This is a genomic window from Rhodococcus sp. 24CO (genome assembly GCF_050586165.1).
Lineage (GTDB): Bacteria > Actinomycetota > Actinomycetes > Mycobacteriales > Mycobacteriaceae > Rhodococcus_F.
The window spans coordinates 63,044-82,438 of the sequence record NZ_JAZFNF010000014.1; the positions used below are offsets into that span (position 1 = coordinate 63,044).

The 19,395-nt window shown below is 58.3% G+C and carries 20 protein-coding genes and 1 riboswitch; of the genes, 9 read left to right on the forward strand and 11 right to left on the reverse strand.

The genetic code is table 11. The annotated features are described in order from the left end of the window. Window positions 1-410 precede the first annotated feature (410 nt). Window positions 411-1,142 (forward strand): S1 family peptidase, encoded by a 732-nt coding sequence (locus V2B23_RS27675; RefSeq protein ID WP_258957235.1) that lies wholly within the window; start codon window positions 411-413, stop codon window positions 1,140-1,142. A 1,373-nt stretch (window positions 1,143-2,515) separates the two neighbouring features. On the opposite strand, the gene V2B23_RS27680 is transcribed toward V2B23_RS27675, so the two are convergent. Next, window positions 2,516-3,328 (reverse strand): hypothetical protein, encoded by an 813-nt coding sequence (locus V2B23_RS27680; protein ID WP_092808802.1) that lies wholly within the window; start codon window positions 3,326-3,328, stop codon window positions 2,516-2,518. 342 nt (window positions 3,329-3,670) lie between these two features. Between V2B23_RS27680 and V2B23_RS27685 the strand changes: the two genes are divergently transcribed. The 3 genes from V2B23_RS27685 to V2B23_RS27695 all read left to right on the forward strand — a co-directional run bounded on the left by V2B23_RS27685 (window position 3,671) and on the right by V2B23_RS27695 (window position 6,832). Continuing rightward, entirely contained in the window at window positions 3,671-3,961 is a 291-nt protein-coding gene (locus V2B23_RS27685; protein ID WP_430953188.1) for a TetR family transcriptional regulator C-terminal domain-containing protein, read from the forward strand. A gap of 1,686 nt (window positions 3,962-5,647) precedes the next feature. Next, window positions 5,648-6,214 (forward strand): hypothetical protein, encoded by a 567-nt coding sequence (locus V2B23_RS27690; RefSeq protein WP_092808797.1) that lies wholly within the window; start codon window positions 5,648-5,650, stop codon window positions 6,212-6,214. A gap of 270 nt (window positions 6,215-6,484) precedes the next feature. Continuing rightward, complete coding sequence (locus V2B23_RS27695; RefSeq protein WP_258957234.1) at window positions 6,485-6,832, forward strand: hypothetical protein; 348 nt, start codon at window positions 6,485-6,487, stop codon at window positions 6,830-6,832. Between the two features lie 320 nt (window positions 6,833-7,152). Here the strand turns inward: V2B23_RS27695 and V2B23_RS27700 are convergent, their stop codons facing one another. Beyond that, window positions 7,153-7,305, reverse strand: coding sequence for a hypothetical protein (locus tag V2B23_RS27700; RefSeq protein WP_309599227.1), 153 nt, complete (start codon window positions 7,303-7,305; stop codon window positions 7,153-7,155). 5 nt (window positions 7,306-7,310) lie between these two features. Then, entirely contained in the window at window positions 7,311-8,135 is an 825-nt protein-coding gene (locus V2B23_RS27705; protein ID WP_309599226.1) for an RNA ligase family protein, read from the reverse strand. A 64-nt stretch (window positions 8,136-8,199) separates the two neighbouring features. Here V2B23_RS27705 and V2B23_RS27710 point away from each other — a divergent pair, with 64 nt between their 5' ends. Beyond that, window positions 8,200-8,382: a hypothetical protein gene (locus V2B23_RS27710; RefSeq protein WP_092808795.1), complete on the forward strand. Its 183-nt coding sequence runs from the start codon at window positions 8,200-8,202 to the stop codon at window positions 8,380-8,382. A 119-nt stretch (window positions 8,383-8,501) separates the two neighbouring features. Here the strand turns inward: V2B23_RS27710 and V2B23_RS27715 are convergent, their stop codons facing one another. From V2B23_RS27715 to V2B23_RS27740, 6 genes are all read right to left on the reverse strand, one after another. Continuing rightward, window positions 8,502-8,687, reverse strand: a complete 186-nt coding sequence (locus V2B23_RS27715) for a hypothetical protein (protein ID WP_092808794.1) — start codon at window positions 8,685-8,687, stop codon at window positions 8,502-8,504. A gap of 232 nt (window positions 8,688-8,919) precedes the next feature. Next, entirely contained in the window at window positions 8,920-9,225 is a 306-nt protein-coding gene (locus tag V2B23_RS27720; RefSeq protein ID WP_092808793.1) for a hypothetical protein, read from the reverse strand. Window positions 9,226-9,272: 47 nt separating this feature from the next. Beyond that, window positions 9,273-11,660 carry a DNA topoisomerase gene (locus V2B23_RS27725; protein ID WP_430953189.1) on the reverse strand — a complete coding sequence of 796 codons (2,388 nt, stop codon included), beginning with the start codon at window positions 11,658-11,660 and terminating at the stop codon, window positions 9,273-9,275. Window positions 11,661-11,714: 54 nt separating this feature from the next. Next, on the reverse strand, window positions 11,715-12,203 hold the full coding sequence (locus tag V2B23_RS27730; RefSeq protein ID WP_430953190.1) for a hypothetical protein: 489 nt from the start codon (window positions 12,201-12,203) through the stop codon (window positions 11,715-11,717). A 26-nt stretch (window positions 12,204-12,229) separates the two neighbouring features. Beyond that, window positions 12,230-12,493 carry a hypothetical protein gene (locus V2B23_RS27735; RefSeq protein ID WP_430953191.1) on the reverse strand — a complete coding sequence of 88 codons (264 nt, stop codon included), beginning with the start codon at window positions 12,491-12,493 and terminating at the stop codon, window positions 12,230-12,232. 115 nt (window positions 12,494-12,608) lie between these two features. Beyond that, window positions 12,609-12,836, reverse strand: a complete 228-nt coding sequence (locus V2B23_RS27740) for a DUF6290 family protein (protein WP_430953192.1) — start codon at window positions 12,834-12,836, stop codon at window positions 12,609-12,611. 107 nt (window positions 12,837-12,943) lie between these two features. On the opposite strand from V2B23_RS27740, the gene V2B23_RS27745 reads away from it, so the two are divergent. Continuing rightward, complete coding sequence (locus V2B23_RS27745) at window positions 12,944-13,927, forward strand: hypothetical protein (RefSeq protein ID WP_430953193.1); 984 nt, start codon at window positions 12,944-12,946, stop codon at window positions 13,925-13,927. Here the strand turns inward: V2B23_RS27745 and V2B23_RS27750 are convergent, their stop codons facing one another. Continuing rightward, complete coding sequence (locus V2B23_RS27750; RefSeq protein ID WP_430953194.1) at window positions 13,928-14,524, reverse strand: hypothetical protein; 597 nt, start codon at window positions 14,522-14,524, stop codon at window positions 13,928-13,930. It lies immediately after the preceding gene. Between the two features lie 332 nt (window positions 14,525-14,856). On the opposite strand from V2B23_RS27750, the gene V2B23_RS27755 reads away from it, so the two are divergent. The 3 genes from V2B23_RS27755 to V2B23_RS27765 all read left to right on the forward strand — a co-directional run bounded on the left by V2B23_RS27755 (window position 14,857) and on the right by V2B23_RS27765 (window position 17,927). Continuing rightward, window positions 14,857-15,954 (forward strand): DUF262 domain-containing protein, encoded by a 1,098-nt coding sequence (locus tag V2B23_RS27755; protein ID WP_430953195.1) that lies wholly within the window; start codon window positions 14,857-14,859, stop codon window positions 15,952-15,954. 132 nt (window positions 15,955-16,086) lie between these two features. Further along, window positions 16,087-16,767 carry a hypothetical protein gene (locus V2B23_RS27760; protein ID WP_430953196.1) on the forward strand — a complete coding sequence of 227 codons (681 nt, stop codon included), beginning with the start codon at window positions 16,087-16,089 and terminating at the stop codon, window positions 16,765-16,767. 41 nt (window positions 16,768-16,808) lie between these two features. Next, window positions 16,809-17,927 carry a hypothetical protein gene (locus V2B23_RS27765; RefSeq protein WP_430953197.1) on the forward strand — a complete coding sequence of 373 codons (1,119 nt, stop codon included), beginning with the start codon at window positions 16,809-16,811 and terminating at the stop codon, window positions 17,925-17,927. 354 nt (window positions 17,928-18,281) lie between these two features. Here the strand turns inward: V2B23_RS27765 and V2B23_RS27770 are convergent, their stop codons facing one another. Beyond that, the gene (locus V2B23_RS27770; protein ID WP_430953198.1) at window positions 18,282-19,130 is read right to left on the reverse strand and encodes a bifunctional 5,10-methylenetetrahydrofolate dehydrogenase/5,10-methenyltetrahydrofolate cyclohydrolase; all 849 of its coding nucleotides are present in this window, start codon (window positions 19,128-19,130) and stop codon (window positions 18,282-18,284) included. A 19-nt stretch (window positions 19,131-19,149) separates the two neighbouring features. Beyond that, window positions 19,150-19,226, reverse strand: a riboswitch (ZMP/ZTP riboswitch). Window positions 19,227-19,395 lie beyond the last annotated feature (169 nt).

The following is a 19,395-nucleotide window of genomic DNA, read 5'->3' on the forward strand; positions in this document are numbered from 1 at the left end:
GGCGAGGTGGAAGCCGATCACGCTGGCCTATCCGGGGCTCGGATCGACGACTGCAAAAAGAATTCAGCGCGCGAATTCTTGAAACGAGTGCACTCCGAATAGGTTTGATCTGTGCAGAACGAAAGGCTCTACAACAGAAAGGATTACACGAGATAGATGCCACGCTCGGCGCTCGTCGAGCGAATCAGCTTGCACCAGAGATGGTTGCAATTCTCACTGCCATCTCGTGTTTCGAACCTCCTTTACCCCTTGGACACATCATCCGGGTCTCACCACGCCTTGAGCAGTGACGACTGCTCAAACGCCGTGCCCGCCGCGGAATTTTCCATCCGCCTTGATGTGGTCTGCCTTCAGGTCGACGGTCTATTGCCGATCCGGATTGGCCTGTCTAAACGAAAGGAAAGTCTGAGATGAAGAAAATGCTTCTTCTCTTCTTATCCACGATTGCCATCGTTCTCCCCATGTGGGCGTTCGCTGCCACAGCGAGTGCACAAACGGGTGTTGCTGTCTCCAACGGCATCGCGTGGACGCCGAATTCATCGTTGCCTCCGGGTGGTCAACCCGACAAACCGCTTTCTGACTACTGCACCATGGGAGTGGTGGGTACCGACCAGTCAGGAAATAAGATCGGGATCTCGGCTGGGCACTGCGTCGAGTCTGTTGCAGATGGCGCACCGATCTATCGTTGGACGCCCAACAACGGTCCGCGTGAGCAGATCGGAACGCTCGCGTATCACAGCGGTGGGGCAACGAGTGGCGTCGACTACTCGGTGATCAAGTTCAACAATGATGCCGTTCTCAGCTCCAACGGGCCTGGCGCGCGTATCGACGGAATCGGCCCGTCGAACCCAGTGGGTATCCATTGCAAAGATGGGCAGAGCACCGGAGTGACTTGCGGTCAGATCATCACTGCAAGCACCACGCCCACGAGGTTCTTCTCGTACGCCACCGCTGGCCCCGGCGATTCAGGCGGACCCGCCTTCCAATCGAACAGCATCTTCGGATCCAACACCAAGATCGTCGGTCTGACTCGGGGTATTCAGGGATCAGGCTTCGAGTACATCAGATTCTCCGCAGTGCTTGCCGACATCGCCACGAATCCAAACCCCGCTGGTGACGGATTCGTCGTCACCAACAACTAAACCCAACGAGAGCCGAGACCGCCGACACCCATAGGTGCCGGCGGTCTCCGGGTTATCAAATGTGTGCTGTTCCCGTGAAGAATTTCAACGAGCTTTACCCGATGAGCGGTGCAATCACCGCAGCATAGAACTCACGAAAGCCTGGAATCGGAACGTACATGAACCAGCTGAGCATCAGGGTCACCTCCTGTCCGGAGTTCGGCAACACAGCAGTAGCCAGCTCTGACGCCCCCTCGGAACCGATCAAGCGACCGAGAGCTTCCCATCGTGGCCTCTAGACGTTTCATCGCTCCCTCGCTTCGTGGCATTACGTCCGCTTATCGGAACCAAAAGCTACGTAGGTCGACTCGCCGATTGCGGTCGTTGCCGAACGTATTCCACGAATCCCCTCGGATGAACCATGCAGCGGATCATCCGCGGCAGTTTCCGGCCGGAATGTCGGTACCGCGCAGCGAAGGCGGCATCGGTGCAGAGCCACTAATTCATGTCTCACCCGTGCCGTCATACCTAGCTAGGGATTCGACGGACGGGTTGTACGATCACCTCGACGTGGCGGTCCTGATTCGGGCACTCGTCTCGTTTTTCCCCTATACCGCAGTTTATTGCGATACGCAGCATCACGGGCAGCTTGAAATGCGCGGCGAGCGCCACGTAAGTCTCCGTGGCAGATCTTAAGATGCATTGCTGCCATGCCCCAGGCAGTAGCGCGGGTCCGAGCGATGTCGCGCCAGCCACACGTACAAACGATCACGGCGGCGAATCTTGTTGCATCTATATATATCTCGTGCATTGTGCTTCCGTTTCCGTGGGTGGGATGTAACACGAAAAGGCGGCGAGACCTGGATCTAGTACTGACATCGCCCGGCGCCGCCCGGCGCAACTCGTCTGCCTCTTGATTGCAATCACCTGCATCAGGGACCCGTCGCGATCGGTGCCATCGCTTTCCAGGCAAGGGAATGGGATGTGCGCATCGACGGCATACCGCTGGCAATTAAGACGGCGAAATAGGCCCTGAACTATCAACAGTCGGCGGCGTGAACTGCGCCGTGGCACAGTTTGTCGGACAGCATGTTTCGGCGGAATCCCAGCACCGATCACCCACTTGTACGTGCGCGCACAAGCGTTCAGATTCAGGACTGATGCCCCCATCTTCAAAAGGTAATGACACTGCACTCGTTTTCTGATCCACAGGCAAAACTGCAGCCTCCGGTATCGATGGGATTTCTCAACCAAGACGCGCTAGTCCTTCAGCACTGGACACTGGACACGTTCAAACCCGGTCTACAACATGTCCACGAGCACGTTTCTGGGCGGGTCGAATCTGCGAATGGTGGGGTGGTTCGGCCATTGGTCAATCCAGCCGTCTGCGTTGATCACAGCGCCTTCCGCAGGGGTGTATCTCCGGGGGCGGCGGTGACTACCGGTGCGACGGATCGCCAAACCGAGATGCCGGCCTCTTCCCGGATCTCCATGCGTCCTGTGCGCCGTTGGAATCCTTTGCCGGTAGCCGCGACGTCGAGCTGGACAGAAGTCACGCGCCCGCGCCCTTCCCCCAGCCCTGTATATCCGGCCACCCTCGACTCAATCCGCAGATCCGGGCCGTCCCACTGACCTTGCGTGACAACGAGAACGCTGCCCTTCGACCTTGCTCGTGCCACGACGGCTCTTGCTCGCGAGGGCGTGACAGCGGCACCGGAAAGCCCGAGTATCACCAAATCCATCGCCTCCAGGACTATCGCTGCAACTTCAACATCGGAGCCCTTTGGATCAGCAATCAGCGCAATCTTCGATAAATCCGCACCCTGCTCGGACGCTGCGAGGAGACCCAGGGTGGGCATTCCGATCACGGCTGCGTGCCCGCCGCTGGCAGTGATGGACGCGAGTAGCCCGATCAGGACGGAGTTCGCTCCGGAGACGCCGACGACGGTGCCTCTTGCGAGCCCACGGTGAGGAAGTAGATCGCCGATCGGCGGGGGTACCGGAAGCGTTCGCAGCGTTGACTGTGCGGTGGCAACGATCGGCGTTGGTTCGCGGTCGTCGACGCTGCGGAGCATCACCGAAGGCGTAGCGGGTTCGGTTCCGTCCGAGCGGGCGGGTATCGACGCCATCTTCCGGCGTAACTGTTCGAGCTTCTCGGCCTTGGTGAGCACCGCTGTAGCGGATACAGCCTGGTCAGAGGGTTTCATTTTCCACCCTCCTCCCGTTCACCTCCACCAGCATAGTCGAACGTCAGTTCGATTTGAAAGCAGTAGCGTTGGTAGGTCCGACAATGGAATAACCGATGGAGAGTGTTCGTTGTAGAGGCTGTCGGTGTTCGGTTCTTTGCCCCGGGTACCACCCCAGAAATGCCGCTTCGAGCGGCCACTTGCCGAGAGGCGCAAGACGGGCACCGACCTTGTGGAAGCCGCTGGACACCCTTTTCGGTGCCGGCGGCTTCGTCATGTGCGGGGTACGGAAGTCAGTGTCTGCCTGGGAGGTCGACCTCGTCGGCCGATTTGTCGTTGCGCCACAGAGATGCCGACGAACGTGTGAATGTCCTTTTCCTCGCAGCTGCCAGCGAACAGGACGGGCATCCAGGGCCGGTCAGGGATGCAATCGCGGAGGCCGTGGAACACGGAGTGCAATGGCTTCGGCGCGAAGCGCGGCTAGCTGTTCGACTCCACGAATTACCAACCGATACTGATGTCGACCAACTCGTCTTCGAACTCCACGCGATCGTGATGCAGACCAATCACGATCTCCAACTCTTCCAGCGCCGCGACACACGCACACGGGCCCACACCGCGATCAGCCGTCTACTCGGCCCCGAGACTTCCTAGGCCGCACGGAAGGAAAGCGAGTCCGGGGGTAGGACCATCCCACCGCCCTTCTCCGACTACGCGGTGCCGTTCAATTCGGCGATCTCCTTTTTCGCTCCGCGCCAATCTGCGCCGAGATAGTTCGGCCATTGGTCAAATAGGAAGCCGCTGGACATCTTCGGGTGCCGGCGGCTTCGCCTTATGCAGGGAAACGTCGGTCAGTGTCTGCCTGGGGAGGTTGACTGGCGGATGTGCAGTATTCGAAACGCGTAGTATTCCGGCCGACGGCGGACAATCTCGCGGCAATGCATCAGACCAAACTTCAGTTGACACAGCCAACAGGACACTTCGGTGGCTATTGCTGGAAATAGTGCGTTGACATGTTGCGGTGTAGTGGGTCCACCCCCCGACGCATCAACCGTGAAGTCCAGGTGCGCTCATAAATCACCGACCCCTTCGGTGAACGCACTGGCTCGATGTGGGAGGTATCGAATACTGGCAGGTTCACCCTGCACTCGACGTCGCATTCGCAGTACGTAGATCGGGGCCGACAGCGTGCTATTCGTCGCTATTTGCGTACGGCGGGTGAGTGATTGCGAATTGACTGGCGGACCGCTCTCTTTCGACGAGTTTCGCAAGAATCGCATCGATTCCAGTCTGACCGCTCGTTGGCCCGAATATTTATCGGCGGCACCCCCTAGTTGGGGATCCAGAGACGCCAGCGCGAATAATCAGCAATGACATGCATTCCTCTCATGTATCCATGGGAGGAATAGCCTGCCTGCCTGCCTGCCTGCCTGCCTAGAAAGGCAAAACTGTTGCACTCCAACTAAAGTACTAGTTGTTGATGGCATGTGGTGACACCACCTTGAATCAAAACTAATCCGACTAGTTTGTTACAAGAATGAGACATGATATTTCCAGTAAACGAATAGTCAACAACTTAGTGTGAGCAAGGAATCACCTCGCAGCCTCTTCACAAGATTTTATTCGGACCTGGACAGGGCTTGGCGATTCGGTTTCAACAGCCCGGGCGCGACCGTCAGCGCTGCGCCGACTGATAGGTATCGATAGGACGGACGCTCTTGAAGTCTGCACCACTTTTCACGCGAAGACGAAACATCACTCGTTCGCACGACCGCACGTCACACACAGAATGGAGGGGGATATGAGAAAACTAGTTGGATTTGTAGGCGCCGGGGCGGTGGTTGCTGGAGTCTTGGGAGGCGCAATCTTCGCGACGGCGGGATCCGCTACACCCCTTGCGATTCAGCAGGTGGTCGAGACTGAGGACAGGGCAGCGGCTCTGTCGTGCGATATGGTCCGCGGACTCGACAAAGCGGCTCAGGCGCGCGGGATAAGTCCCGGGCCGGAGCAATGGCCGCCGACTCAGCCGGGCTTCGAGCGAGACGCTCCGCGGCCCGAGCCTCCGATCGACCCGACCACAGGGAAGCCAAAGGGAGAAGGAGCGGCGCCTCTGGAGCGATCCGGAATCTCAAATTCGCCCGACATGGGTGAACGGCCCTGTGGTGATGTCGTTGAGAAGATCCGAGACAGCGTTGTAGTCGCTGGTGGCGGAGCCTGGATCTGTTACCTCGAAGACGGTCGGTTCGCCAGTCCTCTGGCCGTTGACTCAGTGAAACCCATCGACAGCCGGGAGGAACGCGACAACCTCTGCCGCACCTTCGGATACGCAAGGAGTGTGCAGTGATCCGAAAGCTCTTTGTCATAATCGCAGCTGCGGTCATGGCTATCGCCGGAATCATAACCGCAACCGCGGCCCCGGCGTCTGCGCATCACGCTATCCCCGGCAACTGGGGCAACTACATCACTGACTGGGTAAGTGTCGCGGATCGGACGACGCCCTTCCCAATTGACAGTGCTACCCAGACATGGGACAACGGACTCGACAGCAACCGCATCAATCTCACCTATCACTGGTGGGACTGCGCATCCTCGAACGGATGCGTCATGATCTGGGAAAATCCGAACCTAGGCTCGGCCTACTACGGAGTCGCCCAGCCCCAGTTCGACGGGGCCGGAAATTACCGCGGAGCGAACATTCAGCTCAACACATCCACTGCGGTCACCCCTAATCAGAGGCTGAAAACCTCGTGCCACGAAATCGGCCACGCCCTGGGGCTCGACGAACATCCCGGCGGACCCGCCGGCTTCAGAGGAAGTTGCATGGTCCAAGGACCGGCGGACGGGCAATATCCGGTCGTCACGTACCCGGACTGGCACGACTTCGACGTAGTCAACGCCAGGAACTGACGGCGATCAATCGTCAATAGCGATGTGCTGATAACTGCTCGGAGAGCATCAAAGCTCTCCGAGCAGTTTCGTTTTCATATGGCTTCATATGGCCCCAGCCCCTTTGGCATCTACCATCGAAGATGAGGCACATCGGGGTCAGCGCAATCATCTGGGAGCGGTAGCCGCGTTTGAAGTGCCAAGCTGGGGCTCACATTGTGTGGGCGGGCCGGAGGAGGCGAGCAACGAATGCGAATACAACGAATGCCAATTCGTCGTGCAGTAGTGGGAATGGCAGTCACGGGACTTGCTCTCATACCGGTGGGCTGCGGAAGTAAAGCCAATGAAGTTGCCGAAGGACCGGCGATCTCCGTGACAGAGGCGGCAGAATCTATTCCAGAGCGGGTCTCCGTCGATCAACCCGGCCTCGTCGACCCCAGCGTCTCAGCTAATGAACTACCCACATGGCCAGGCCCAGACCCTTCCGGGTTCCTTAGGCCCAACCCACCGTCCGGCCAGCGTGGAGAGCTCGCCGGCACCCAAGCCACCGCTGTGTATCTAGCGGCACGCGAAAATCCGGAAGCACTCTGGAATGTAGGCGGAATCGTGCGGTGGCTTATCGTCACTCCGGTTTCGTAAGCATCTTTCGTGAAAAGTCTCCACGGGAAACGTCGATAATCGCGCGTCGCCCGAACAGGTCTTCGACTGCACGCACCATAGTTGTTGACAAACGTGGTCACCGCTCCGCAAAGTCCGGCCGCTCCAGTTAGCGGCTGTGCCAGCCAGCGAGTCGGAACATCCCCTGTCGCTGCGGGCGAGTCGTATGACAGCGAAGTGGAGCGTCATGCAAAGCGGCTCAATCGCCGGAAAAGTTCCGGCCCTTAACCGCGATGGCGCATGGTCGATCCGATTCCTCATAGCGTCGTTTCCTGGGAAAACAGTGGCCACCAGATCGAGAGTCATGTTGCATCTGTATCGGATAATGGCACCTTGACTTCATCGGCCGATTTGTCGTTGCGCAGCCCTTTGTAGCTTGGGTGCCTGAGTGCGCCACCGACATATTCGCGGTACTCGACATCACAGACATAGATCGGGGCGGACCACCGTGCCACTCTCCCTATTGCATAAGGCGGCGCGATTGCGAATGGGCTGGTGGGCCGCTCGATTCGAGGAGTTTGTCACGCAGCTCCCGGCGCTGCCTGGAAGAAAATCCAGTGCCTACATTTCCGATGTAGACGAGTGAGCCTGAATCGTCGTGGGCACCGAGGATCAGCGACCCGATGCCGCCGGCCGCACCGCCCGAACCCTCGACGAGCCCGCAGATTATGGCCTCGCAATTAGCTCTGAGCGGGGTCTTGATCCAGCTCGCAGACCGTTTCCCCGGCTGATACGTCGAGTTGACACTCTTTGCGACGATTCCCTCAAGATGGTGTTTTTTCGCGACCTCGAGCATGGCGGCGCCGTCGACGTTAAGCCAGAACGGTGGGACTTTGATGCGCGGGTTCTCGATACTGAGACTGGCGAGGGCAAAGCGACGCTCGAGATAAGTCAGCTCGGTGGTCGAGGTGCCGTCGATCTCAAGGATGTCGAACACGTAATAGGTGGTCACAGCTGCGTTTCGCAGTTGAGTGGTGGGTGTGCGGACGTGCATTCTGCGTTGCAGCTTGGCGAAGGACGGAACACCCTTGTCCAGGGCGACGATTTCGCCGTCGAGAACGGTTTCGCGGTGACCGAGCACTGCGGTGAGGGCGTCGACGATCTCGGGGAAGGACTCACTGACGTTGTTGCCGTTGCGCGACCACAATTCGGGCTCTTTCGTGCCTGTGGTGGCGATGGCCCGCATTCCATCCCACTTGCCCTCCCAGGCCCACCGCTCCCCTGTCGGGGGATCCCCGAGGGTGGCGAGCATCGGTGGTACCGGGTTTCCCGTTGCAGGGCTCATATACCGAGTGTGCGCAGATTTCGATTGGCTTCGCCACGTTTTCCGAGGTTGAGACAATAGTGAGATGAGCGAGATTGCAGACCCTGACCAACCCAAACGGTGGACTCCAGCTCCGGACAACGGTCAGGCCGGCACCGTGCTTCTTCCGGACGGAGGTTGGGCGTACCGCTACAAGGGCAGCGACGAGCTGATCCACATGAAGAAACCCCAGTACCCTGACGACTCTGCGGAATCACCAGCAGAATGAGAGAACAACAGATGCTCGCACGCGTAACTCTGCGGGAAAACGGGCGCTAAGTTATCTCGCCGACAGCAGCCGAAAAGGCCCGCACCGCATCCCGGCGCGGGCCTTCCTGATGGTGATTCTTAGCCGAATCGGGTGTTCATGTTGGTTGCGAGCCATTCCGCGTCCGACTGGACCATCGGTCCGCGCAGGCTGTAGCGGTCTCCGTTGTCCTGAACGAAGTGGGTGAAGCACTTGTTTTCGTATCCGCCGTGTTCTGCCGTGCGGGGTACAACGACAAATCGTGTAGTGGTGGCTGTTTCGGTCATGGTGGTTCCTTCCGGAGGGTCGGTAGAGTCGCATCCCGTTCACCAGGCTGAGGGTGGGCTGTCAACCCCGTAGAGCGAAGCGTGGGTTGACTGGTCGGGCCCCCGGCATGGTGGGCTGAGGCGACTCGTACGACGACCTTCCCGACCACCGCTGGCCGCGTAGCGGCAACGCACCGTAGGTGCGCGCGACAGTTCAGGCCAGGTGTTGCGTACTGCTCGATAGTTTCGTGCGCTACGCAGTACTGTCCCGGACAAGAAGATCGGCCGCAGCTTCGTCGTCGGAGAAGATGCGCTCTACGAGTCGCGCGGCGGGCGCAATGACTGTCTGTTCAATCTTGCTGACGGAGGACACTGTCCAGCCCGTGAGTCCTTCTGGTCCTGCGGTGGGCGGGCCGAAGAGTTCTTCGAGGACATCTGGTTTGTAGCCAAGGCCCATGAGCTGTTCGGCGGTGTACCAGTCGTCTTGCGGGATTGGCTCGACCACGAGTGGCCCGCTACCGGCGGCGAGCTCATCGGGGGTGGCTTCACGAAGGGCCATTAATTCGGTTCTCCTCTGTTGTAGTTGCGATCTTGCAGCTGCTGCCATTACTTGCCGACCTGGCGTTTCCTCGCGCCGGTGGGAGCTTTTCGGTCCTCGAACTTCAACGTGAACCCGAACACCTTCTGGCCGTTGAAAGTCTTTGCGGCCAGCGCACCCTTCGCTGTGTACGGTTTGCCGGACTTGCCCTTGGCCTCGAATTCGATGGTCTCCCCGGCCAGCAGCTTCGCCAGTTCCTGCTCGGTGAAGTCTTTACCTGACCAGTGCTCGTTCGCGCCCCATCCGCGGCCCTTGAACTGGACCTTCTTGCCCTTCCACACTCCGCTGACCAGGTCCGTTCTCGGTGCTCGCTCCTCGAACTGGGGCTTGAAGCCCACGAACGGGTACGTCTTCCCGTTCTTCTCCATCACTCCGGCTTCGAGCGTGCCCTTGCAGGTGTACGGCTTGCCGGTCTTGGTGCTCGTCGCCGTGATCTCGATGACGCCGCCCGCCACCAGTGCGGCTACCTCGGCGTCGGTGAACCGGTGCCCACCGAACCCCCTCTTCGCGGTGGTGACCACGGTGTCGCCGTGGGTGAAATGCAGTGCCGGCGGCAAGGTGATGTTCTCGACCGGTGCCCGTGTCACGCCGGCCTTGGCCATTCGTTCTTTGAGTTCGGCCGGCAACCTGCTCGCGTTCGCCTTCATCTTCTCGAGGTCGTGGCGCACCAGGGGTGCCACGAGCGCGAGGAAGTCGGGAGCTGCGCTCGTACCCGCCTCGACCTGTGCCATCTGCTCGAAAACCTTCTCGGTGATCGTCAGATCGCCGATGCGCGTGCCCGGCAGAATCCGGTGGTTGAGTTCGCCGACCGCGCTGAGCGTGATCTTGCCGCGCTGCTCGCGCATCAGAGCTTTGCCGTTGGCGTTGTTGGTGACCTCGGCATAGGTGCTCGTCCGGGTGGCACCGGTGCCCACGCTGCGTTTTTCCAGCTGTTTCATCAGCCAGCCCATCGTCGGGTGCGGTGGCCGCGTCGGAAAGCCCTCGTGGACGAACGGTGTCGCGACGGTCCCGAGCGCAGTCGCACCCGATGCTGCGTCGTCCGGCTCGTCCTCGTCGTTCTCGGCAACGAACACGCCTTTCCATCCGAGCACTGCCGGGACGTTCAGCGAACCGACGAAGCTCGGGTACTTCTCGACATGCCCCCGGTGCTGGTCGTACTCGTAGTCCGGGGCGAGCATCGTCAGGTAGTTCTTCGCCAGGAGTTCGTAAATTTCCTTACCCAGTTCGCCGAATTTTTGTTCCACCGCAGCCAAATTCGGCGGCACGTTGGGGCCGGGACGGTTGGCACCGTGTGCGCCGCCGGACTTGATGTGGCTCTTGCGTGGTCCGCGGTGACTGAGCGCGGCCGGGTTCACTCCGACGACGCCGGCGATCTTGTCGATCAGCGGGAGTAGTTCGTTGAACTGCTCAATCGAGATGAACTTGTCCTCGGTCCGTGGGTAGGACACCACTTGTGCCTCGTACATGCGCTGGTACGTGTCGAGGACCTGCTTGGCTTCGAAGCCCTTCTTCGACAGCAGCGACGAGAGCCCGGCGAGGTCCAGCAATTTCGGTGGTCCGGTCTTCTTGCGGGTGGTCTCGTCGTGGACCACCGGGGACGTTTCGAGGCCGCCGGGGACGGCAATCTTGTTCTCGAACCGGTCGATGTCGGGGTCGGTGTAGGTGACCTTGTTCTCGTCACGAAAGCGGTTCTCGTAGAACGCTTTCTTGACGTAGCCCTTGTGCGCGTCGAGGCCGTCACCGACGATCACGACCATCGCCGACTTGAGGCGACCGTTGCGCACCACGGTGTTTGAGCCGGACACTTTCGTCGCCGCCCGTGTGAACTGCATCGAGAGCATGTCCCACTTCGATCGGAAGTCGGCCTTGCGGTAGTCACCTTCGGACTCGATCGACGTCACCGGGCGGCGAGTCGTGAATGCCTTGCGCAACGATGCCGGGGTTTCGTCGAGAAACTCCATCCGCTCGAGCTTCTTGCCCTCCAGACCCAGGTACTCGACGATTTCCCAACCCAGCAGCGAACCCTCACCAGTCGGATCGAGATCGGCGGCGTTGCATACGGTTTCGCACGTCGACAAGGTCGCTTTGAGTGCGTCGAGCAGACTCGTCGCGTCAGCGTCGGTGACCAGCTTCCCGCCGACGGACTTGCGTCTGACCTCGCGCTCCCAGCGGAAGTCGCCGGCATTCCACGGTAGATGTTCCAGATCCCAGCTCTTGTACTGCTCGGAGAGGGAGGCGGGCACCATCGCCGCGGGGTCCTTCAATTCCAACAGGTGACCGCGAGCATTCACGATCACGTATTCCGTTCCGTCGAACGTGCCGCTCATACCACCCAAAGCAGCGGCGAAATTTCGGGCCGCCGAGGGCTTCTCGGTGAGAATTCCGACTCTGCCCATGCTATTTCTCCCTTTTCGCGTAGCTCTGCGTCAGTTGTCCTCGCGCGGAACTGCTCATCGGCCTTCTTCTTCGCACTCGTTTTTAGATGGCGGCCATGCGGGCTCTGCAGGGAACGGTCCGTAGATCGAATTTGCGCACGTGGTGGGCCGATAGGGCGACGGAATCCACATCTCGTTCAGCTGACGTCGGGTGCGCTCAGTGGCGATGTCCATCCGGTCACATGCCCGCCATCCGGCTGCGTAGCTGCCGAAAGCATCGTTTGGGTAGCGGGCGAGCCTATGCATCCCATCGTTCAGCGCGTCGACCAGCACCTCGTCGCGGACCAGGACAGATTCGTCCGATTCGATTCCCGTGGTGTGGCTTCCGGTCTTCGCTGCATCGCGCAGAGCTGTTACGGCGTCGGTGACCACGTCCGCAAGGTGCCAGGCCGACTCTTGATACTTCCGGTCCTGTGCGAGCGCGAGCAAGTCAGCGCGCGCCTTCTCGACTGCGCTGTTCACGCAACGCTCGAATGTCGTGATCACGTCATCGTCGGTTGTCATGCGGCTACTCCTTGTCGTGTGCAGGTCTAGACGTTCTTGCGGCTACGTTCGCGGTTGTCCAAGGTCATCGCGGTCAGGGATGCGGCTCCCCCGAGGAAGGTCAAACTCAACGAAGCAGTACCTGTGACGTCGGTGGGTTCGGTGATAATTTCGACGGCGGCAGCGGCGATGAGTAAGACCGAGCCGACCACCGTCAGTGCTGTTCCAGCTGTTCTCTTGCCCGTGAGCAGCCGCCGTACCGCGAGCGTCCCGAAGCCTGAAGCGAGTACGACGACCAAGATCCAGATCATGTTTGCCATGTTTCCCCTACCGAGTTGATGCGAAGGACTTTGTTTCAGTTCCGTACAGTTTCAGGGCGTTCAGGACTGCGGACAAAAAAGAGAACGTCCAGCGTTCGAGCACATTTCACTGTCCGGTCTCGGTCTCGTCTCCGTCCGAGTGTTCGCGCACCTGCTGCGCCCGCCCGATCTCTTCCTGTGCGGCCTCGACAACCTTGGCCCGCATGTATTGGCCTAGACGGAGATTGGCCAAACCCGCTGCTTCCTTGGCTAGTCGATGCTCGGAGTCGGTGAGTCGAACGCTGGTGATGTTGCGGGCTGGATCCTCGCTCTTGGGTCTGCCTCGTTCTGTCACCCACATAATTTAGCACCTACGTTTATTGCGCTACCTGAATTATTCACCTACATTAATTCAAAAGGCAAGCCCGCCGGGACCGCTTTCCCCAATACCTTTGGAGAACAATGAATCTGCACCTCTTGGCCGACGCTGCGCCACCGGTTCCTGAATCACTCATGGCCATGTCAGACTTCCTGACCAGCGCGATCGACTGGATGACATGCGGCGGCATGATCCTGTGCACCGGTTGGATTGTCGTCCACGTCGCCAAGTTCATGTGGGGCAACTCGAACGGTGCCGGCGACCCAGGACAGCTCGGAAGGATCGCTCCTGCACTGATCGGCCTTGTGGTCCTGGGTAGCGTCCAGCTCCTGGTTTCTTCCCTGCTCGGCGACCGTGGAGCAGAGCCGCACGATGCGCCCACCGAGAATCCTCTCGCCCCACCCCTACCTGTTCCTGCCGCACCGGCACCGGATGAACCGATGAACTCGACACCCTTCGCCGCCGTGGGTGTGGTCATCGCTGCCTTTCTTGTGCTCGGGGCGCTGGGCCTGATCGCTCTTCGGGCGCGCAACCAGATCGTCGATCGCCGAGCCGCAGCAGAGGACCGTGAAAAGGATTGGCACACAGCACGAACGATCTTCGATCACACACGAAGCAAATTCGCCGACTACCTGGCAGATCCCTACGCGATCTTCGAACGCCCCATCCTCGACGATCACACCGACACGTTCACCGCCGCATTCCTCACAGCCCTCGCGGACGCCGAAGCGCTGCACACGGAAACCGTGCCCCGAACGGCGCACCGGATCGACACGTTCCGTACAGCGGCGACCACCCTGGCCGCAGCATGGACCGCAGCAGATCGGCACGCTCGAACAGTCGGGATGGCCGTCCTGACCCGTGATCAGCGCAAGACCCTCAAGACGATCGAAGGGGCACTGGCGATCGCACTCGACGAGAGCGCACCTGCCGGTGAACGTGAGGCCGCGATGCGCACCGTCACCCGACTGTCGCAAGAACTACCGATGCCCCTCAATACCGATCGCATTGCCGATCTGCTTACGTTGTCGCTGGAAAACGCGCAGCGCAAAGCACTCACCATCTAGTTATGGTTCCAACGGATGCGGCGGCGACACTAACTCTTCCACCGGATCGATATCTTTGACAGTGACCACAACCTGTTCGTCAACGCCGAAATGTCCACCAGGGTCACCCTTGACGATGAATGACACCCGAAGGTTCTGCCCCAACCCCGACTGAACGACGCGGCCCACCGACCCGGCAGGAATTCGTCTGCGCAAAATCCCGCCGAAATCCCCGACCGCAACGACTTCGTCGCCCATTTTCAGTGTGTTCACCTCGTTTTCCCCGTCCCTGATCAGCTTTCTTTCCACCTTGCGATCACTTCTGAACATCGCCGCAATTCGCGACACCAGTCCAACCCGCTGATGTCTCTCGATTACCTCGACAAGTTCAGGATCGGAATTGCGGTACACCTGCCGATAGTACGGGTTGGCGAGCTCCCAGAGTCCATCCGTCGTTGTCAGATCGAAGTAGCTCAGCGGCGCTTTGCACGTGGTTGGCCCATCGAACTTCGTGTCGGGCAAGACAAATCCATCCAAACCGCCATTCTGTCGTAGCCACTTGTCGACGGCAGTACGGATGGTGATGGTGTATTCGTTCCGTCGGCGCTCAGCGAGCACCGCGTTGGTGTTCTCTTTGGTTATCGGCGTGTAAGCCGGTGCAACTCTCGCTGGTCGGCCCTCGCGACCTCGACGAACCGGCCAGCGTGATGGCTAAACGCGCGTCGAATATGCCGAGATTCACAGGTCAGAGACGTGCAATGAAAATCGAAGGTTCCGTGCCAATCCTGATTGCCGTGGCGATTGTCGGTGTTGCCATGCCGTCGCTCCAGAAGGACCTCGTTTTCTCACTTGAGCTTGGACATCCTTGTCGCGGTTGGGGTCCGGTATCGACGCGCGCCGGGCTGTATCGATGCACCGATGTCGCAGCGTGTTCAGGCTAGACTCCGGGAGTGCAAGAAGACATCGACGCGCCTATCTCGGTCACCAAAACTGTTTACACAGTCACAGACTTTCTAGAGTGGCAACGCGCGGGTGGCCTCAACTTGCGGCCGTACTTCCAGCGAGGTGACGTCTGGACACCGAAGGCCAAAAGCTACCTGATCGACACGCTCATTCGGGGGTATCCCGTGCCGATAATCTATCTGCAGAACAAGCAAGATCGACGAACGATCTCCAACGTCCGACATGTCGTCGACGGGCAACAGCGACTACGAACTATTTTGGCGTACGTCGCACCCGAGGTTTTGGACAATATTACTGATCGCGACCAGTTCACAATTCTCAAGTCGCATAATAAAGCACTTGCTGGTATGACATTCAGAGATCTACCACCCGAGATCCAAGAGCGAATAACTGACACCGAACTATCGGTTCACGTACTACCTGCCAATCTGTCTGACCGACATTTGCTACAACTATTCGCAAGACTAAACAGTACGGGCGAAAGACTGAACGATCAAGAACTCCGAAATGCGGAATTTCACGGTGAGTTCAAGACGATTGCCTACATGCTTTCATATGATCAGATTGACCGATGGCAACAATGGGGAACATTTAACCCACGATACCTTGCGCAGATGAGAGATGCCGAACTGACTAGTGAGCTTATGATCGCAGCTTTGCTTGGCATACAGGCCAAAAACAAAACCGCGATTGACGGAATATACCGGAAATATGATGATTCTTTCCAAGAAGCTAACGAAGTCATTCGCCGCGTCCGCACCGGATTCACCTTCCTAGATAACCTTTTCGGCAGATTCTATGGGCACCGCGATCTTAAAAAAATCACAACCCAGTCCTGGGTTTACACATTCTTCGTAGCTTTCGATCTTTGCGAACATGGCCGTCCAATCTTATCTTCCAAGGACGACCACCCTAGTTATTTCAGTTTTGATTTCACGGTCGGGCACCTTGTACACAAGGCTGAACATCTACTTGAGGTGCTCAGCACAGGTACGGCTCCGGACAACTTGGCCAAAGCGCTTCGTGGCGCGTCGACCGATACGCGGAGCCGTCTGACGCGACTTGAATTCTTGCTGGAAATGTGACGACCCAGGCAGATGAAGGAGCCCCCAGCAGAAACGCTTATTAAGCGATTTACACGGCAGACAGCTCAGCTTGAGGCGCTAACCAATCAAGCGATCGTTCAGCGCCGTAAGTCTAATCTGACAGTTAGAAGCGTGGACGCTATATTTTCCTCGGCTTTCCTGTCCATGCACCTCCAATTTGAGCTATTTCTAGAAGATCTGTTCTATTCGTGCATCACGGGAAATAGCAATATCGCAGACTGCGAGCCCGAGATTAAGTTCGCGAACCGCAATCAAGCAGAGCAGATATTTTTCGGAGGTGTGGCCTTTCCGATATGGATGCCTTATGCAAACGGCGCGGAAGAAATCGCAAAGCGCGCCTTTGTGGGCGGAGGTCCATTCGCCCGTCTACAAAAACAGTCGGATGAACGAAAATTTCTCAAGGACTTGACTGCTCTCCGAAATGCCATCGCACATCAAAGCAGCACCGCTCTGAAAAAGGTCGAGCCGCTCACCTCTGCAATGAACCCGCGTCGACGAACACCCGCTGGGTATCTCCAGAATTTAGTTCAGGGCGAGACCCAATACAGTTTGCACTCTGCATCACTACTCGGCGTGGCATCTGCTCTGTCAAAGACCGACTTGGCATCGGCTAAAAAGGTGATGTCCCCGGAGGACGAATACCAGAAGGATGAACAAACAAGTGCAGGGCGCTATCAATGCGTCAGCTGCGGAAAATACAAGACTCTTCGCGCAAAGAGGGGCAAACTGGGCAGTTGCACCCGCTGCCTAACATTGGCAAAGCGACCCAAGGCCTGGCGACGGGTTTACTGACGCAATCTGCTATCCCACTACCGGAAAGATCGTCACATATAATGGAGCTCAAAAATTCTCGTGGACTGTTTTTCTCCCAGACTCGTGAGCCGCAAATAAGCTACTGGGCTAACCCCAAAATGCTGGAACTCGAAAAAGAGTCAGGTGGGAAGATTCCAAGTGAGTTTTTGAACTGGAAACCGTGCGCGCCAGACAGCCGATCGAACTGCCCAGAACTACATAACACCATGAAGATGCTCGTCCAGATGTCGAACCCGAAGTGGCGAGCTCGAGCGAAAAACATCTATGCAGGACGCACATTTTCAAACGAGGATATGGCCGAATCTAAAACAAATCTACGCGGCGGCATGATAGCAATATCACACGAATACACAGCAGTCCTCAGCGCATACGCGGCAATGTACGGCAGGTTTACAACGGCCCTCGATGTTGCGAAAAAGATCCCCGAAGAGGAATCACGACGATTGTGGACCGGAATGCGCGATCACTTCGATGAAAGTATCGAAGACTTCAAGTATGGCGGAATTATTTCGCTGAAGGGAAATGACTTGATGGTCTTCCCTAATGCTGATTTCAAGAAAGCTTTCGAAAGTGCTATTTCCGTGGCAGAGATCTGGACGGTCGCGCACGAGTTCAGTCACCACATAGTGCGCGACGTCTCCTCCAGGAAGGATCGCGAGATTGTGGCGATCCTGAGGGATTTGACGAAAGCCAGCTCGGTGGGCCAGGAGATCCGGGATATGTCATCCGAACAGCGCGACGAGATCAATGCAGACCTGCTCGCAACATTGCTCATGTCTGGTTACTTCAACGGAACCCGCGACCCGCTAGGAGTGCCCGGCGGGATCTGCGGTGCCGTGTTGTCCCTCATAACAATTGCACATTTCCGAGACGAATGGACGTCCGTTCCAGAGGATTCGCATCCTGGATGCTTGGACCGAATTCGGATTCTCCTGACCCTTATTTGCGAATACTACGGAAAAGAAAGCGCATACCCTGACGATCCTGAACGTTCACACATGTTTGTTCGTCGATTTGCCGGGGTCCTCATAACCTTTGCGCGTTGGGTTCACGGATCGATAGAAATGGAGTCGTCAGCAATATATCTGTCTATTGCTGAGATTTCAGTCATGTTCGAGTTTCTGGAGAACGAGTACTAAAAGAGAAATGGAAGGAGGGAATTCGTTCCTCCTTGCATTTCTGCCAGTTCAGTCCCACCACACCGACTTAGTTCTGACCGGAATGACGTATGAGCCACTGCGCCGCTAAGTGCGACAACGGTATTTCACCCCGTTCGACTCCGGTAGTCGTAGTTCGGTCGCGAGCCTTTCTTTGTTTTCCGCGTAGCGGACTGTCCCAGATTCGGCCGTTGCCGAGACACTGAAAGCTGAGACATCACGCGGGTAGCCGGCGGTGTAGCTTCGATTCCACCCACATCGAAAGGCACGCATTGCGGATCGACGTTTGTATGGAAGTCACCGTCGGAGCAGGGTCACTGAAGTAGCGGCACCCGCTCACTCCGTCTTCGTGCGGTTCGTCGCCGCTGCAAGCGTCTGATCCAAAAGCGCCGCAATCGTCATCGGGCCCACTCCACCTGGCACCGGAGTGATCAGGCTCGCGCGCTCACGTGCGGCCTCGAACTCGACATCGCCGATGTTGCCCTCGTTGTATCCGGCATCGACAACTACCGCGCCCTCTTTGATCCACTCACCCCGCACAAACTCTGGGCGACCGACCGCGGCGATCACGATATCCGCACCCTTGACTGCCTCCGCGACATCTCGGGTGTGCGAGTGACAGAACGTCACCGTCGCATCAGCAGCAAGAAGTAGCATCCCCGCCGGTCTGCCCAGGATCGGGCTACGTCCGATCACCACAGCGGAAGCTCCTGCAATCTCGACGTCGTAGGCGTCGAGCAACCGCATGATTCCGCCCGGTGTCGCAGACCTGAACCCTGGCTCCCCGAAAGCCATCTGCGCGAACGACGTTCGAGTAACACCGTCGACGTCCTTGCCTGGATCTATTGCCTCGAATGCGGCGCGCTCGTCCACGTGGGCCGGCACCGGATGCTGAAGCAGAATGCCGTCGACAGTCTGGTCTACAGAGAGAGCATCGAGGACTGCGACGAGTTCACTCGTCGAAGTCGTCTCGGGGAGGTCGATTCGCCGGGATTCGATACCGACCTTCTGCGACCGGTTGACCTTCATCCGCACATACACGTGTGAGGACGGGTCGTCGCCGACCAGGACCGTGGCTAGACAGGGTCTCCGCCCAGCCGACACCGTGAACTCTGATACTCCCTCGGACACGCGACTCAACGTCTGCGCTGCGAGTCCGACACCATCGAGTAATTGCGCTGTCATCACGTTCTCCGCTCGGTGCGGAGAACGCCCAGGCGGACGACGCTCTCGACTTCACTCCCCGGTAGTTTTCTACCCTCGCCAGTCGTGTTCCGTCAGCGTAGATCCCCTCTAGGCGAAATGTCTATCGATCGGTCGGCACTTTCGGAGAGCGGTTGATCGTTTGGATAGTTATGCACTACCGCCGGATGTCTTTCTTTCGACCGTTACTGACACACCCGACGATGAGACACTCGGCCCCTGCACCGGCCATGCCGACCCAAGACGG

Excerpts from the sequence above, each read along its gene's own strand:
- V2B23_RS27675 (WP_258957235.1), top strand. The coding sequence starts at position 411 with ATGAAGAAAATGCTTCTTCTCTTCTTATCCACGATTGCCATCGTTCTC.
- V2B23_RS27680 (WP_092808802.1), bottom strand. The coding sequence starts at position 3,328 with ATGAAACCCTCTGACCAGGCTGTATCCGCTACAGCGGTGCTCACCAAG.
- V2B23_RS27695 (WP_258957234.1), top strand. The coding sequence starts at position 6,485 with ATGGCAGTCACGGGACTTGCTCTCATACCGGTGGGCTGCGGAAGTAAA.
- V2B23_RS27705 (WP_309599226.1), bottom strand. The coding sequence starts at position 8,135 with ATGAGCCCTGCAACGGGAAACCCGGTACCACCGATGCTCGCCACCCTC.
- V2B23_RS27710 (WP_092808795.1), top strand. The coding sequence starts at position 8,200 with ATGAGCGAGATTGCAGACCCTGACCAACCCAAACGGTGGACTCCAGCT.
- V2B23_RS27715 (WP_092808794.1), bottom strand. The coding sequence starts at position 8,687 with ATGACCGAAACAGCCACCACTACACGATTTGTCGTTGTACCCCGCACG.
- V2B23_RS27720 (WP_092808793.1), bottom strand. The coding sequence starts at position 9,225 with ATGGCCCTTCGTGAAGCCACCCCCGATGAGCTCGCCGCCGGTAGCGGG.
- V2B23_RS27725 (WP_430953189.1), bottom strand. The coding sequence starts at position 11,660 with ATGGGCAGAGTCGGAATTCTCACCGAGAAGCCCTCGGCGGCCCGAAAT.
- V2B23_RS27730 (WP_430953190.1), bottom strand. The coding sequence starts at position 12,203 with ATGACAACCGACGATGACGTGATCACGACATTCGAGCGTTGCGTGAAC.
- V2B23_RS27735 (WP_430953191.1), bottom strand. The coding sequence starts at position 12,493 with ATGATCTGGATCTTGGTCGTCGTACTCGCTTCAGGCTTCGGGACGCTC.
- V2B23_RS27745 (WP_430953193.1), top strand. The coding sequence starts at position 12,944 with ATGAATCTGCACCTCTTGGCCGACGCTGCGCCACCGGTTCCTGAATCA.
- V2B23_RS27765 (WP_430953197.1), top strand. The coding sequence starts at position 16,809 with ATGGAGCTCAAAAATTCTCGTGGACTGTTTTTCTCCCAGACTCGTGAG.
- V2B23_RS27770 (WP_430953198.1), bottom strand. The coding sequence starts at position 19,130 with ATGACAGCGCAATTACTCGATGGTGTCGGACTCGCAGCGCAGACGTTG.